General features: G+C 57.8%; 15 protein-coding genes. 5 read left to right on the forward strand and 10 right to left on the reverse strand.

Annotation, left to right across the window (positions count from 1 at the left end):
* Positions 1–83: 83 nt before the first annotated feature.
* Positions 84–869 carry an ABC transporter substrate-binding protein gene (locus D3Z90_RS19580; RefSeq protein ID WP_136477579.1) on the reverse strand — a complete coding sequence of 262 codons (786 nt, stop codon included), beginning with the start codon at positions 867–869 and terminating at the stop codon, positions 84–86.
* A gap of 515 nt (positions 870–1384) precedes the next feature.
* On the reverse strand, positions 1385–3346 hold the full coding sequence (gene acs, locus D3Z90_RS19585) for an acetate--CoA ligase (protein ID WP_136477580.1): 1962 nt from the start codon (positions 3344–3346) through the stop codon (positions 1385–1387).
* A gap of 406 nt (positions 3347–3752) precedes the next feature.
* Between acs and D3Z90_RS19590 the strand changes: the two genes are divergently transcribed.
* Complete coding sequence (locus D3Z90_RS19590) at positions 3753–4013, forward strand: DUF2790 domain-containing protein (protein ID WP_136477581.1); 261 nt, start codon at positions 3753–3755, stop codon at positions 4011–4013.
* Positions 4014–4134: 121 nt separating this feature from the next.
* Here the strand turns inward: D3Z90_RS19590 and D3Z90_RS19595 are convergent, their stop codons facing one another.
* A complete protein-coding gene (locus D3Z90_RS19595) occupies positions 4135–5694 on the reverse strand; it encodes a sigma-54-dependent transcriptional regulator (protein ID WP_136477582.1) in 1560 nt (519 codons plus the stop codon).
* 291 nt (positions 5695–5985) lie between these two features.
* On the opposite strand from D3Z90_RS19595, the gene phhA reads away from it, so the two are divergent.
* The 4 genes from phhA to D3Z90_RS27155 all read left to right on the forward strand — a co-directional run bounded on the left by phhA (position 5986) and on the right by D3Z90_RS27155 (position 8675).
* Positions 5986–6774 (forward strand): phenylalanine 4-monooxygenase, encoded by a 789-nt coding sequence (phhA, locus tag D3Z90_RS19600; protein WP_136477583.1) that lies wholly within the window; start codon positions 5986–5988, stop codon positions 6772–6774.
* Positions 6775–6816: 42 nt separating this feature from the next.
* A complete protein-coding gene (locus D3Z90_RS19605) occupies positions 6817–7173 on the forward strand; it encodes a 4a-hydroxytetrahydrobiopterin dehydratase (protein ID WP_136477584.1) in 357 nt (118 codons plus the stop codon).
* The gene (locus D3Z90_RS19610; RefSeq protein WP_136477585.1) at positions 7173–8366 is read left to right on the forward strand and encodes an amino acid aminotransferase; all 1194 of its coding nucleotides are present in this window, start codon (positions 7173–7175) and stop codon (positions 8364–8366) included. The genes D3Z90_RS19605 and D3Z90_RS19610 overlap by 1 nt, the downstream gene beginning before the upstream one ends.
* Before the next feature lie 180 nt (positions 8367–8546).
* Complete coding sequence (locus D3Z90_RS27155) at positions 8547–8675, forward strand: hypothetical protein (RefSeq protein WP_256658259.1); 129 nt, start codon at positions 8547–8549, stop codon at positions 8673–8675.
* Positions 8676–8763: 88 nt separating this feature from the next.
* On the opposite strand, the gene arfB is transcribed toward D3Z90_RS27155, so the two are convergent.
* From arfB to D3Z90_RS19645, 7 genes are all read right to left on the reverse strand, one after another.
* Positions 8764–9177: an alternative ribosome rescue aminoacyl-tRNA hydrolase ArfB gene (gene arfB / locus D3Z90_RS19615; protein WP_136477586.1), complete on the reverse strand. Its 414-nt coding sequence runs from the start codon at positions 9175–9177 to the stop codon at positions 8764–8766.
* 85 nt (positions 9178–9262) lie between these two features.
* A complete protein-coding gene (locus D3Z90_RS19620) occupies positions 9263–10681 on the reverse strand; it encodes an amino acid permease (protein ID WP_136477587.1) in 1419 nt (472 codons plus the stop codon).
* A 630-nt stretch (positions 10682–11311) separates the two neighbouring features.
* Positions 11312–12448: a 23S rRNA pseudouridine(2605) synthase RluB gene (gene rluB / locus D3Z90_RS19625; protein ID WP_136477588.1), complete on the reverse strand. Its 1137-nt coding sequence runs from the start codon at positions 12446–12448 to the stop codon at positions 11312–11314.
* A gap of 147 nt (positions 12449–12595) precedes the next feature.
* Entirely contained in the window at positions 12596–13369 is a 774-nt protein-coding gene (gene scpB / locus D3Z90_RS19630; protein WP_136477589.1) for an SMC-Scp complex subunit ScpB, read from the reverse strand.
* 14 nt (positions 13370–13383) lie between these two features.
* Positions 13384–14082 (reverse strand): ScpA family protein, encoded by a 699-nt coding sequence (locus D3Z90_RS19635; protein WP_168198523.1) that lies wholly within the window; start codon positions 14080–14082, stop codon positions 13384–13386.
* Between the two features lie 128 nt (positions 14083–14210).
* Complete coding sequence (locus D3Z90_RS19640) at positions 14211–14840, reverse strand: L-threonylcarbamoyladenylate synthase (RefSeq protein ID WP_136477591.1); 630 nt, start codon at positions 14838–14840, stop codon at positions 14211–14213.
* A 13-nt stretch (positions 14841–14853) separates the two neighbouring features.
* Complete coding sequence (locus D3Z90_RS19645; RefSeq protein WP_136477592.1) at positions 14854–15717, reverse strand: PHP domain-containing protein; 864 nt, start codon at positions 15715–15717, stop codon at positions 14854–14856.
* Positions 15718–15747: the final 30 nt, after the last annotated feature.

Genomic DNA, 15747 nt, shown 5'->3' on the forward strand with positions numbered 1-15747 from the left:
TCCTCGACCTTTGGGATGAAAAAATGGTGCAAACCTCAGAGTCTCTGCTGCTTGCACCATTACACAGGTGACACGTCGACGATTTACTTGGCTTCAGGGCCGTAGATGTCGAAGTTGAAGTACTTGTCCTGGATCTGCTTGTACTTGCCATTGGCGCGGATACCGGCGATGGCCGCATTGATACGATCCAGATTGGCCTTGTCGCCCTTGCGTACGGCAATGCCGACGCCGTCGCCGAAGTACTTCACGTCGGTGAAGGACGGACCAACGAAGGCATAGCCCTTGCCAGCGTCAGTCTTCAGGAAGCCATCTTCCAGCAGCGTAGCATCGGCCACGGTGCCATCCAGACGACCCGCCGCTACGTCCAGATAAATTTCGTTCTGAGTGCCGTATGGAACGATGGTCGCGCCTTGCGGAGCCAGGACTTCTTTGGCGAAGCGATCGTGGATCGAGCCACGCTGCACACCAATTTTCTTGCCCTTGAGCTCGGACAGATTGTCGCTGACGGTGGTGCCTTCCTTCATCACCAGGCGTGCCGGGGTCAGGTAGTACTTACCGGTGAAGTCCACGGACTTCTTGCGGTCTTCCGTGATCGACATGGACGAGAGAATGGCGTCGATCTTGCGCACTTTAAGTGCTGGGATCAGGCCGTCGAATTCTTGCTCGACCCAGGTACACTTGACCTTCATCTCTTCGCACAAGGCGTTGCCGATGTCGTAGTCGAAGCCAACGATGCTGCCATCAGGCGCTTTCGAGGCGAACGGTGGGTAAGCGGCCTCGATACCGATTTTCAGCGGTTTCTCATCAGCCAGCGATGCCAGGGAAAACACGGACAGCGCCAGTGCGCCAAGCAGTGCGAGTTTCTTCATCTGGAACTCCATCGGTAAAGGGCAACACCGGGCAGCGGTAACAACTGCCCAATTTGCGAATGGGTACAACGCGAGCTGCGCAGGGTCGACGAAACGTCTGACACACCACGAGCGAGTGATCGGCATTTTAGCGACAGCTCCGAAGCCGATGTTTCCTCAATGCGACAACTAGTTATAGAAGCGCAGGAACCAAGGGGCGGAGATATTGACAGCTTTCGCAGAATATGCAAAAGCAAAAGACAAATAACCAATCAATGAAGCAATAAGCGGGCCTATTATTGGCAAAGCCTTCTAATCCGGCAAGTGTAGCCTTTCAGTGGGCTCGATTCGTCGTCGTGATTGCACCGAAATGGGATTCCGATGTTTCCCTTCGCCCCGTTACCGGGCGGGACAGGTGACAGATTGGTTACCGATGATTGTCGGAGTAACAGAAAGCACAAAGCCCCGCAGGCACTGCCTGGCGGGGCTTTGTGGAGCATGGTCAGGCTCGGAAGAGAACCTGCACCGCGATACCTTTAGGCCGAGACCCTGCTCATATCCTTGTGGGTGTCGATCAGTTGCTGAACCACACCCGGGTCGGCCAGCGTAGAGATATCACCCAAGCCATCGTACTCCGCCGTGGCGATCTTGCGCAGAATACGGCGCATGATCTTGCCCGAGCGGGTCTTCGGCAGCCCAGGCGCCCACTGAATGACATCCGGCGAAGCAATCGGGCCAATTTCCTTGCGCACCCAATTCTTCAGCTCCAGGCGCAACGCCTCACTCGGCTCTTCGCCACCATTGAGGGTCACGTACACATAGATACCCTGCCCCTTGATGTCGTGCGGCACACCAACCACTGCAGCCTCAGCCACTTTCGAGTGGGCAACCATGGCACTTTCGATCTCGGCGGTACCCATGCGGTGGCCCGATACGTTGAGCACGTCATCGACACGGCCGGTGATCCAGTAGTAACCGTCTTCATCACGGCGAGCGCCGTCTCCCGTGAAATACATGCCACGGAATGTCTTGAAGTAGGTGTCGACGAAGCGATCGTGGTCACCGTACAGCGAACGCGACTGACCCGGCCAAGAGTCAAGAATCACCAGATTGCCTTCGGCAGCGCCATCGATCAGGTTACCGAGGTTGTCCACAAGGGCCGGGACCACACCAAAGAAGGGACGGGTCGCCGAACCGGGCTTGAGTGCGGTGGCACCCGGCAATGGGCTGATCAACACACCGCCAGTCTCGGTCTGCCACCAGGTATCAACAATCGGGCAACGCTCCTTGCCAACCGTCTGGTAGTACCAGTTCCAGGCTTCCGGGTTGATCGGCTCACCCACCGAACCGAGCAGACGCAGACTTGAACCATCGGCACCATCAACAGCAGCCTGACCTTCAGCCATCATTGCGCGGATAGCGGTTGGAGCGGTGTAGAGAATATTGACCTTGTGCTTGTCGATGATCTTCGACACACGGGTGATATCCGGATAATTCGGCACACCTTCGAACAGTACCGTGGTAGCACCATTGGCCAGTGGACCATAGACGATGTAGCTATGGCCGGTGACCCAACCGACGTCGGCGGTGCACCAGTAGACTTCACCCGGACGGTAGTCGAATACCCGCTCGTGCGTCAGTGCCGCGTAAACCATGTAGCCGCCAGTGGTGTGCAACACTCCTTTGGGCTTACCGGTAGAACCAGAGGTGTAAAGGATGAACAGCGCTTCTTCGGCGCCCATCTCTTTAGGCGCACAGTGGCTAGAGGCGACCTTCATCAGGTCTTCGTACCAGATATCACGATGCTGGTGCCAGGCAATGTCACCACCGGTGCGCTTGCACACGATGATCTTCTGCACGCTGGCGGTTTCCGGGTTGGTCAAGGCCAGGTCGACATTGGCCTTGAGCGGCGTACGACGACCACCACGCAGACCTTCGTCGGCGGTGATCACCACTTTGGATTTGCAGTCGATGATGCGACCGGCCAACGCTTCTGGCGAGAAGCCACCGAAAACCACCGAGTGAATGGCGCCGATGCGCGCGCACGCCAGCATCGCCACTACCGCCTCTGGAATCATCGGCATATAGATGGTGACCACGTCACCACGGTGCACATCCTGGCCACGCAGGGCGTTGGCGAACTTGCACACTTCTTCGTGCAGCTCACGGTAGGTGATGTTGCGATGCTCGGAAGGATCGTCACCTTCCCAGATTATTGCGAGCTGATCGCCACGCTCGGCAAGGTGGCGATCCAGACAGTTGTAGGAGACGTTGAGAGTGCCGTCGGCAAACCATTTGATATCGACATGGTGATCGTCGAAGGAAGTTTGCTTGACCTTGGTGAAGGGCTTGATCCAGTCCAGGCGCTGGGCCTGCTCACGCCAGAAGCCGTCCGGGTTGATAACCGACTGCTGGTACATGGCCTTGTAGGTCGCCTCATCAGTCAGGGTATTGGCCGCAACCTCGGGACGAACGGGATACAGGGGAGCCGCACTCATCTTTATCTACCTCGGTGTAATAGTTGTTTTTGTATGACCTCGTTGTAACTGTACCAGACCTGACTGGCCATTCGACGTTGGTAGTACCGCCAGGACCTTTTGCATCCACGCAATCGGCCGCAGGCTCAAGACCGGGCCTCGGCACATATAAAAATAATTCCAAAAGCTGTCAATGGCCTGATTGTTACAGTTTTCGCCAACAGTGTTTATCAAAACGCCATCTGTTTAACGGCCATTGCCCCACCTAAAATTCACCTCGCCAGCAACGGCATCGAGATTAACTTCTTGTTACAGCCCCCACGAAGGCCGTTAATCCCGAGATAACCCAGATAGTTGAACTTTAGTTGTACACGCGGCGCCACAAGCGTCGCGCACCCTCTTACGACCTTAGACAGGTAAAATGAAAATGAAAGCTTTACTGGCATTGGCACTCGGCAGTCTTTGCACCGCGGCAATCGCCGACGAAGTTGCAAACGGTGGCGCCGAGCAGATTCCGGTTGAACAGTACAGTTACTCGCAGCACCTGGACATCGCCAAAGTTATCTCAATGAGCGAAGTCCCCAACGTCTGCGAAGTGGTTCCAGCGCGTATGACCTATGAGGACTCGCAGGGCCAACGACATATTCTCGAGTACCGCGTAATGGGCAACGGCTGCTCGAATGGATAATAAGTAGTTACTGCTCGCCGCGCCTTGATCGCTTCGGACCGAGGCGCGCGGTTCAAATTAACGTGCTCTTAATAATTACCGCGTACTACCCCTTCCCAAACAACCTCGCAACTAATCGCGTTTAATCTACCGACTTGCCAACACCATGTTCGCGCAACTTGTTGGCTATCGTTGTATGAGAAACGCCGAGCCGCTTACCCAAAGCCCGACTGCTGGTGAACTCGCTCATCAACTGTTCGAGCACTGCCTTTTCAAACCGTCCGACAATATCCCCCAAACTTCCCTCCAGGGAAAACTCGCCCAACGGCTGGCGCGTACCATAGTCTGGCAAGCGGATGTGTTCGCTCTTGACCACCCCGCCGTCACACAACGACACCGCCTGAAACAGAACGTTTTCCAACTGGCGCACGTTACCCGGCCAGTGATACTGACTCAGACGCTCCATGGCTGCCGGCGCCAGGCGCGGCAACGAACACCCAATCTGCCGACTCGCCTGGTCGAGGAAATGCTCGACCAGAGGTGGCAAGCCATCAAGGCACTCACGCAACGGCGGAATATGCAGGGAGAGCACGTTCAATCGATGGTAAAGGTCCTGGCGAAACTCACCCCGTGCGCACAGCTCCGACAGATCGACCTGGGTTGCACAAATCACCCGCACATCCAGGTAAACCTCTTCGTCACTGCCAACCCGGCGAAAGCAGCCATCCTGCAGGAAACGCAGCAACTTGACCTGCAGCCGCGGGCTCATTTCACCTACGCCATCGAGGAACAGCGTGCCGCCTGCGGTCAGCTCCAGCAGGCCTAACTTGCCTTCGGCACGCGCCCCTTCGAATGCGCCTGGACCGTAACCGAACAGTTCGGTTTCGGCCATGGACTCAGGCAGGCCTGCACAATTGAGCGCCATCAATGGCGCCTGCCCCCGTGGACTGGCCAGGTGACAGGCGCGCGCCAGCAGCTCTTTGCCGGTGCCAGTTTCGCCTTCGATCAGCAGTGGCGCATCCAGCGGTGCCATGCGTCGCGCCTCACGCACCACAGCAGCCATCACCCGTGAACTTTGGAAAATGCTGTCGAAACCGCGCAACTCCTGCTTGCGAACATTGTAGATACGCTCACCGATGCGATCCGCCCGATGCAAGGTCAACACCGCTCCCGCCAGCGCCTCACTGTCATCGTGCTCGGACTGCAACGGTGCAATGTCTGCGAGGAACACGTCACCCTTGACCTTCACACGCAAACCGTTGATACGCGACTTGTTGGCACGCACCAACTCAGGGAGATCAAAATCCTCGGCGTAACGCGACAACGGAATGCCCGGGACTTCATCCACCCTCACCCCGAGCAACTGTGCCGCTGCACGGTTGGCGGCGACGATGGAGCCGCCCATATCGATCGACAGCACGGGGAAATCCAACGCACCGAGCAACGCATTGAGCTCCATGTGCCGCCGCTCGCTTGGCATCAGCCCTACGCGCTTGACCCCGAACACACCGGTAATCGACTCGAATTTGGGTCGCAGGGCCTGGAACTGCAGGTTGATCAGGTTCGGGCAATGCAGATAGATGGCATTGCCATGCTCGCCCCCTACCTCGCCACGAGCGACGTTGATTCCGTACTCCACCAGCAGGTTGAGAATGTTGCGCAGAATGCCGATGCGGTTCTGGCAATGCACTTTGATACGCATGAAATGTCCTAGAGATAAGTCCGGGGCGAGCCTGGCGCAGCTAGCCGGCCCACTTATTTACGCACCCAGAAGAATTTCCGTAAAGATTACGTGACAAAAATAGGCTTACCCAGGGAGAAGACCCCCCGATTTTTCAGACCTTTGTCATCTTTGTAAAATTATCGTTACAGAATAAGCTCGACTCCGCGACCTGAATAACCGCTTTGGCCGGTGCAAAGCCTTACGTCACGGGTTATCTCTTATGCAACGGCTTGATCACATAACAAAAAAGGCCCTCAGCAGGAGAGCAGTATGAAACAGACGCAATACGTGGCTCGCGAGCCCGATGCGCACGGGTTTATCGACTACCCGCAGCAGGAACATGCGGTGTGGAACACCTTGATTACCCGCCAACTGAAAGTGATCGAAGGCCGTGCGTGCCAGGAATACCTGGACGGCATCGAGCAGTTGGGCCTGCCCCACGACCGCATCCCGCAATTGGGTGAGATCAACAAAGTGCTGGGTGCCACCACTGGCTGGCAAGTCGCCCGTGTGCCTGCCCTTATCCCTTTTCAGACCTTTTTTGAACTGCTGGCCAGCAAACGCTTTCCAGTGGCGACCTTCATTCGTACTGAAGAAGAACTCGACTACCTGCAAGAGCCGGATATTTTTCACGAGATCTTCGGTCACTGCCCGCTGCTGACCAATCCCTGGTTTGCCGAATTCACCCACACCTACGGCAAGCTCGGCTTGAGCGCGACCAAGGAAGAGCGTGTGTACCTCGCGCGGCTCTACTGGATGACCATCGAATTTGGTCTGGTCGACACGCCGCAGGGCCGCAAGATTTATGGCGGCGGCATCCTCTCCTCGCCAAAAGAGACAGTCTATAGCCTGTCCGATGAGCCCGAGCACCAGCCCTTCAATCCGCTGGAAGCCATGCGTACGCCTTATCGTATCGACATCCTGCAGCCGCTGTATTTTGCCCTGCCAAACCTCAAGCGCCTGTTCGACCTGGCCCACGAAGACATCATGGCCATGGTCCACACCGCGATGAAGATGGGCCTGCACGCACCGAAATTTCCACCTAAGGTTGCTGCCTGAGCAACCTTGCAAACCAATAACAAACCACTTGCGGAAAACCTTATGAACGCCTTGAACCAAGCCCACTGCGAAGCCTGCCGCGCCGATGCACCACAGGTCAGCGACGAAGAACTGCCGGTACTGATCAAGCAGATCCCGGATTGGAACATCGAAGTCCGTGACGGCATCATGCAGCTGGAAAAAGTCTTCCTGTTCAAGAATTTCAAACACGCCCTGGCCTTTACCAACGCAGTCGGCGAAATCTCCGAAGCTGAAGGCCATCACCCAGGTCTGCTGACCGAATGGGGCAAAGTCACTGTTACCTGGTGGAGCCACTCGATCAAAGGCCTGCACCGCAACGACTTCATCATGGCCGCGCGCACCGACGAGGTCGCCCAAACCGCAGAAGGTCGCAAGTAATGCACTTCAGCGCGATTGAGCGCGTACCTGGCGATCCGATCCTGGGGCTGATGGAGGCATACGCCAACGACAGCAATCAGCATAAGTTCGACCTGGGAGTGGGTGTATTCAAGGACGCCCAAGGCCTTACGCCTATTCCTGCGGCAGTCAAACTCGCCGAACAGCGCTTGCTCGACACGCAACAGAGCAAAAGCTACGTCGGCGGTCACGGCGATCCCGACTTCGGGCGTCTGATCGCTGAGTTGGTCCTTGGAAGCGATTCTCCAGTGCTGGCCAGCAAGCGTGCTGGCGCCTCTCAGACTCCCGGTGGTACGGGCGCTTTGCGCCTTGCGGCAGAATTTATCGCGCATTGCCTGCCGGGTCGCGGCATTTGGCTGAGCGATCCGACCTGGCCCATCCACGAGACCATTTTCGCCGGCGCCGGCCTCAAGGTCAGTCATTATCCTTATGTGGGTATGGACAACCGCCTCAACGTAAGCGCGATGCTTGCCACACTTGAATCCGTACCCAAGGGTGATGTGGTGTTGCTGCATGCGTGCTGCCACAACCCGACCGGCTTCGACCTTACCCAGGACGACTGGCGCGCGGTACTGGAAGTGGTGCGCCGCCGCGAGCTGCTGCCACTGATCGACTTCGCCTATCAAGGTTTCGGTGACGGCCTGGAAGAAGATGCCTGGGCAGTACGGCTGTTTGCCAGCGAGCTGCCTGAGCTGCTGATCACCAGTTCCTGCTCGAAAAACTTCGGACTCTACCGCGATCGTACCGGCGCCCTGCTGGTGTGCAGCCATGAAGCCGAAAAACTGCAGGATGTTCGCAGTCAATTGGCGCTGCTGGCGCGCAACCTTTGGTCGACGCCACCGGATCACGGCGCTGCGGTAGTGGCGCAGATTCTGGGGGATGCTGCACTCAAGCAGCTGTGGGTTGAAGAAGTCGAGGCCATGCGCCAGCGAATCGCTCAACTGCGCGTGGGACTGGTCGAAGCCTTGGCCCCTCATGGCCTGAGCGACCGTTTTGCCCACATCGCCACGCAACGCGGAATGTTCTCCTACACCGGGCTGTCTTCAGAGCAGGTCAAGCAACTGCGTGAGCGGCACAGCGTGTACATGGTCGGCACCGGCCGGGCCAATATCGCAGGCGCCGATGCCACACGCCTCGGGGCACTGGCTGCGGCCATCGCCGACGTTTGTCGGTGAATTGATCACGGGGCAAGCTCGCTCCCCACAGGCGATCAGCCTGGAAGGACGAACTGCCCCGCGATTACCATCAGGCAGGAAAATTCATACTGTCACGCAGACTCCTGTATCCTGCACGAGCTATCAATAAGCCATGCGCGCCTTGCGCAGCCTTTCCACACACTTGCGAGGAACGACGAGATGCATGAGATCCCGAACTTTCCCTTCCCAAGCCTGAACCCAGAAGAGCAGACACCTGCCACTCACAGCGCCGAACCAGCCCAGGCTGATCACGACGGCGACGAAAACCCCAGCGCCGACCAGGAATAACAGCGCAACAATCAGACTGTGTGAAAACGGCCGTTCCAGGCGTTCTTTCTCAAGACGTTTTCACACTGTCAAGAAACGCCCCGCCCCCTCAATAATCGACCTTTCCACGCCCAGCCTTGATTGCGCCGCGCTTATTCTTGGTGTCCAGACGCCGAGTTTTCGAGCCCAGGGTCGGCCGCGTCGGTCGGCGCGCCTTTTCTATCTTCACTGCCGCCAGAATCAACTCGCGCAAGCGCTCCAGGGCATCCGTGCGGTTTTGCTCCTGGGTTCGATATTGCTGAGCCTTGATGATGATGACCCCATCACGGGTAATGCGGCTATCGCGCAAAGACAGCAAGCGCTCCTTGTAGAACGGGGGCAGAGAGGAAGCCTGGCTGTCGAAGCGCAGGTGCATGGCACTGGAAACCTTGTTGACGTTCTGCCCGCCAGCGCCTTGGGCACGAATGGCGGTCAGTTCGATTTCCTGGTCGGGAATATGCACGTTATTGGAAATGATCAACATATGTCACAAGCCTGAATAGGCCTTGAGGATACCGCAAAAACAAAAAGCCCGGCGCAAGGCCGGGCTCTTTCAACACAGACCGCTCTTACTTGGTAACAGCACCTGCGTCCGCTACAGCGCGGGTACGGCGATTGCTCTTGAGGCCGTAGCAGGCAAACATCACCACCAGCCACACCGGAATTGCATACACCGAAACCTGAATTCCCGGAATCTGCAGCATGATGCCCAAAATCAGCACCACGAAGGCCAGACAGATGTAGTTGCCATAGGGATACCAGAGTGCCTTGAACAGCGGCTTCTGGCCAGTCTTGTTCATGTGCTGGCGAAACTTCAGGTGCGAGTAGCTGATCATCGCCCAGTTGATCACCAGGGCAGCTACCACCAGCGACATCAACAGTTCCAGCGCATGCTGCGGAATGAAGTAGTTGAGCAGTACCGCCACCAGCGTGACTGCCGCCGACGCCAGGATCGAACGCACCGGCACACCGCGCTTGTCGATCTTCGCCAGGCCCGCCGGCGCATCACCCTGCTCAGCCATACCGTAGAGCATGCGGGCGTTGCAGTAGGTGCCGCTGTTGTACACCGACAGCGCTGCAGTCAGTACCACGAAGTTGAGGATATGCGCAGCGACATCACTACCCAGCAACGAGAACACCTGAACGAACGGGCTGGCGCCATAGGTGCCGCCGGAAGCGTCGAGGCTGGTCACCAGGCTGTCCCAAGGAGTCAGCGACAGCAGCACGATCAGGGCACCGATGTAGAAAATCAGGATGCGGTAGATCACCTGGTTGATTGCTTTGGGGATCACGGTTTTCGGCTTGTCGGCTTCAGCTGCGGTGAAACCGAGCATTTCCAGGCCACCAAAGGAGAACATGATGATCGCCAACGCCATGACCAGACCGCTCACCCCATTGGGGAAGAAGCCGCCATGCTCCCACAGGTTGCTGACCGATGCCTGTGGACCGCCACTGCCGCTGACCAGCATGTAGCTACCCAGGGCAATCATGCCGACAATGGCAATGACCTTGATGATCGCGAACCAGAACTCCGCCTCGCCAAACACTTTGACGTTGGCCAGGTTGATTGCGTTGATCAGAATGAAGAACGCCGCGGCCGATGCCCAGGTCGGAATCTCTGGCCACCAGTAATGAACGTACTTGCCAACGGCCGTGAGCTCAGACATCCCCACCAGGATATACAGCACCCAGCAGTTCCAGCCCGAGAGGAAGCCGGCGAAACCACCCCAGTACTTGTGCGCAAAGTGACTGAACGACCCGGCCACCGGCTCTTCAACGATCATCTCACCGAGCTGGCGCATGATCATGAACGCGATGAAGCCACAGATCGCATAGCCCAGAATCATCGACGGGCCCGCCGATTTCATCACCCCGGCCGATCCCAGGAACAGCCCTGTACCGATTGCACCGCCCAAGGCGATCAATTGGATGTGGCGATTTTTCAGGCCGCGTTTCAGCTCGCCTGAATGCGTGTTTGGTCCACTCATGAACGAAGTCACCTGCTTGTTTTTATCTGTGACGAAATCGGACCCACCGCGCTCGTGGCGCAGCGGAATTAACAAGGTGGTTACCTTGAGGATCTTGGACAACTGCTGCCTATCCAGGGCAAAAGCCGTGGGTAAATCAGCTGGATGTCAGCAAGAGTGCGCGGTACGCATTGGGGTCACAGGTAAAACGCGGCGCATTGTATACCCCTGCAGACGCGCAGGGGTCAACACGTTGCGTAAATGTCTGATGACAAAACGCACCGCTCCTGAGGTAGGAATGAAGCCTGGGGAAGTAATCGGCGTACATGGCGCCTCCATTTGTTCTTATTTTTGTGCCCGGCTCTGCGGCCCGGCTTTGCACACAGCAATGCCTCTATCTCACCGCCCCCACGGCCTCCAGGCAAGGCCTTGACGTACACGTAAAACGCCCGAGCACGAGGGTTTCGGCAAGTTCTGTTTACAGCTTCGTGATTTCGCACAAACCCCAACAACGATCAGCGCACTTTGTAACGATTTATTTACAAGCTGGTTGAAAAACTTTCCAACACTTGCGCATCGAGCGGTAACCCTAGGATTTTTCAGACAAAAAAAAGCCAACCCGAAGGTTGGCTTCCTCTGACAGCTCGGCCTTTACGGACGTGGCTTGTTCCGGGTGCTGCCTGGACGCTTGGGTGCCGGCTTGCCGCGCTTGTTCATATCACTCGGGCGCTCAGCCACGGTGCTACGACCCCGACCAGCGTCCTTGCGTGGGGCTTCGCCACGCGGCTGGCGAGCAGGGCGCTCGGCCTCAGCAACACGCGGCTGACGCGCTGGGCGCTCGGTTTCACCACCACGCGGTTGGCGTGCTGGACGCTCTGCCGATGCGCCATCCTGTGCAGGACGCAGTGTACGTACGCGCTCGCCACGTCCCATCGGACGGGTCGACTTGCGCTGCAGGCGCTCAAGTTTGTCTTTGCTCTTGTGGTTCAAGGCGGGCATTGCCACAGGGGTCAACCCCACTTCGGCGGCCAAAATGTCCACTTCCTGCTGGCTCATTTCACGCCAGCGGCCCATAGGCAGGTCGGAATTGAGGAACACCGGACCAAAACGCACGCGCTTCAGGCGGCTTACCACCAAGCCCTGGGACTCCCACAGGCGACGAACTTCACGGTTGCGGCCTTCCATCACCACGCAGTGGTACCAGTGGTTGAAACCTTCACCGCCAGGGGCTTCCTTGATGTCGGTAAAACGTGCCGGGCCGTCTTCAAGCACGACCCCCGCCTTCAAGCGAGCGATCATGTCTTCATCGACTTCACCGCGCACCCGTACCGCATACTCACGGTCCATCTCATAGGAGGGGTGCATCAAGCGATTGGCCAACTCACCATCGGTGGTGAACATCAACAAACCGGTGGTATTGATGTCCAGACGACCGATATTGATCCAGCGGCCTTCCTTCGGACGTGGCAAACGGTCAAACACGGTTGGGCGGCCTTCCGGGTCGTCGCGGGTGCAGATCTCGCCATCGGGTTTGTTGTACATGATCACCCGGCGCACAGTCTCGGCAGACTCTTCACGCTTGATCACGCGGCCGTCGACGGAAATCGCGTCATGCAGATCGACACGCTGACCCAAGGTGGCATTGACGCCGTTGACCTTGATACGGCCTTGGCCGATCCAGGCCTCGACGTCACGACGCGAGCCCACGCCGATGCGCGCGAGAACTTTTTGCAGTTTCTCGCCTGACGGCGGCAATGGTTGGGTTTCTTGCAGGTCTTTATCACTCATCTGGGCACCTCCCGGTGTAAGATTTGAAATCTGTTTAGGCGAACAAGCGCCAAAAAGGTCGCGAATCATACGCTGATCGCGCAACGAACGCACCTGAGACTAGCCGAAATTCTCGTGTACCCCGCTTAATTCCGCTCAAAGGCGAGGTTACTGCCTCGGCGTTTCAGCTTCCGGATCCCGCGCTGGAGCCTCTTCAGCCGCCGGCTCTTCCTCAAGCAGGTCGTCAAAGTCGGTCTTGAGCCCCTCCTCCATGGTGTCCAGTTCAACCAGCAGCGTGCGAAAACTGGTTTCCTCCTTGGCTGCGGGCGGCTCGGCGCTCTCATCGGCAAGGGCCTGCAAGTGGGCCGGCACTGGCGCATCATCGAGTTCCAGGACAGGCTCTGGCTCCATGTCGCGCAGGTCGGCCAAAGCCGGCAGGTCATCGAGGTTCTTCAGATTGAAGTGATCGAGAAAGGCCTTGGTGGTGGCGAACATCGCCGGCTTGCCGGGTACTTCACGGTAACCGACGACACGAATCCACTCGCGCTCAAGCAGAGTCTTGACGATATTGGTGTTGACCGCCACGCCCCGCACGTCTTCGATTTCGCCACGAGTAATGGGCTGTCGATAAGCAATCAACGCCATGGTTTCCAGTAACGCACGGGAATAGCGCTGCGGCCGCTCCTCCCACAGGCGCCCCACCCACGGGGCGTAATCTTCGCGAATTTGCAGGCGATAGCCCGAAGCCACCTCCTTGAGTTCGAAGGCCCGGCCGCTGCAGGACTTGCGGAGCACTTCCAAGGCCTTCTTGAATACAGAAGGCTCAGGGCGTTCAGCCTCTTCGAACAGCTCGAACAAGCGCTCCAGGGATTGCGGTTTTCCAGAGGCCAGCAAAAAGGCTTCGAGTAGAGGCGCCAGGTCGCGCGGATCGTTCAGGTTCATGGCGTTGTTCGTTGTCACTCGGCCCGGGCGCGGACGTGGATCGGCGCAAAAGGCTCATTTTGCACCAGTTCGATCAAGGATTCCTTCACCAACTCAAGAATTGCCATAAAAGTAACTACCACACCCAACTTACCTTCATCGGCAGTGAACAGTTCGACGAACGGTACAAAGCCCCCGCCTTTCAGGCGCTCCAGCACGTCGCTCATGCGTTCACGGGTGGACAATGCTTCACGACTCACCTGGTGGCTCTCGAACAAATCCCCCCTGCGCAGCACTTCAGCCATCGACAGCAGCAGTTCTTCCAGGCTGACCTCGGGCAGAAGCTTGCGAACCTTGGCCTGCGGTGCGTCCAGGCGCGGCACGATGATCTCGCGCCCGACTCGACTGAGGCCCTCGATACCCTCGGCTGCGGCCTTGAAGCGTTCGTACTCCTGCAAGCGGCGAATCAGCTCGGCACGCGGGTCACCCTCTTCTTCCTCTATGTCGGCAGATCGTGGCAACAGCATGCGCGACTTGATCTCGGCCAGCATCGCTGCCATCACCAGATATTCCGCAGCCAGTTCCAGGCGCACGGTTTTCATCAACTCGACATAGCCCATGTACTGGCGAGTGATTTCTGCCACCGGAATATCGAGAATATCGACGTTCTGTTTGCGAATCAGGTAGAGCAACAGGTCCAAGGGACCTTCGAACGCTTCGAGGAACACTTCCAGTGCGTCCGGCGGAATGTACAGATCCACCGGCATTTCGGTCATGGCTTCGCCATACACCAATACCAGTGGCAATTCCTGTTGGGCGCCCGCTTGTGGATCGATACTTGGCTCAGAGAGGGAGGACTGACTCACGCTTCGACCATAAAAGGGGTCGGATCGCCGCAACCGACTCGAATGACTTCAGGCTCATCACCGGCCAGGTTGATCACCGTGGACGCCTTGAGGTCACCAAAGCCGCCATCGATGATCAGGTCAACGTGATGCTCCAAGGCCTGGCGGATCTCATACGGATCGGTCATCGGCTCATCTTCGCCGGGCATGATCAGGCTCACGCTCATCAATGGCTCGCCCAGCTCTGCCAACAACGCCAGGGCAATCGGGTTGGATGGCACGCGCATACCGATGGTCCGGCGCTTTTCATGGAGCAGCAGGCGTGGCACTTCGCGAGTGGCGTTGAGAATGAAAGTATAGGGACCCGGCACATGAGCCTTGATCAGGCGGAAAATCGACGTGTCGATCTTGGCAAACACACCCATTTGCGAGAGGTCGCAGCAAATGAGTGTGAAATTGTGGTTCTTGTCCAGCTGTCGCAGGCGTCGAACGCGTTCTACCGCATTCTTGTCGCCAATCTGACAGCCCATGGCGTAGGAGGAGTCGGTCGGATAGATGACCACCCCGCCCTTGCGAATGATTTCGACGGCCTGTTTGATAAGGCGCGGTTGCGGGTTTTCCGCATGAATCTGGAAAAACTGACTCACATTCTCTTCCTGTTCAGACGGCCGCGATAGGCTGCTCATGTTTGAAACGACGCCACAAAGGTGGCAGGTCCTCTGGCAATGGCCGATAGACACCAATCTCGCCCCAGGTGCCAGGGCCATGGAAATCACTGCCAGCACTTGCCAGCAGACCGAACTCACGCGCCAGGATGGACATTGTGCCCACCTGTTCGGCCGGCATCATCCCATTGACCACTTCCAGTGCCTGCCCGCCTGCTTGAATATAGTCGGCAATTAGCCGGCGGCGCTTACTACGTGTCAATTCGTAGTGCATTGGATGCGCCAGGCTCACCCAGGCATCGGACTTGCGCAGGGTTTCGACGGTCTCATCCAGGGTTGGCCAGTGCAGTTTGACGTCGCCCAGCTTGCCCGCCCCCAACCACTTGCGAAACGCTTCGCCGCGGTCTTTGACGTAGCCTGCGCGCACCAGGTACTCGGCAAAGTGCGGGCGTGCAGGGGCATTTCCACTGTCGCCCATCTCCTGTTGAATAGCCCGTGCCCCCTCCAGCGCTCCGGGCATTCCCTTGGCCGCTAGCCGCCGGTCGATTTCTTCGGAACGTAGCCAGCGTCCGCGATGAAGCGACTCGACGGCGTCAAGCAACGGCGCGGCGTCCAGGTCAAAGTTGTAGCCCAGCACATGGATGGTTGCGCCGCCCCAGGTACACGACAACTCGATGCCGCTGACCCACTGCATACCCAGGGCCTGCATGGCGGCACGCGCCTCCAGTTGCCCCTCGAGGGTGTCATGGTCTGTCAACGAGAGCATCCGCACACCTTGCTCATGGGCCCGGGCAACCAGTGCCGTCGGCGACAAGGCGCCGTCAGAGGCCGTACTGTGGCAGTGCAGATCAACATTCATAGGTGGCGCTTTCGCTGTCATTGATGTTTG

It is taken from the genome of Pseudomonas sp. DG56-2, from assembly GCF_004803755.1.
Lineage (GTDB): Bacteria > Pseudomonadota > Gammaproteobacteria > Pseudomonadales > Pseudomonadaceae > Aquipseudomonas > Aquipseudomonas auratipiscis.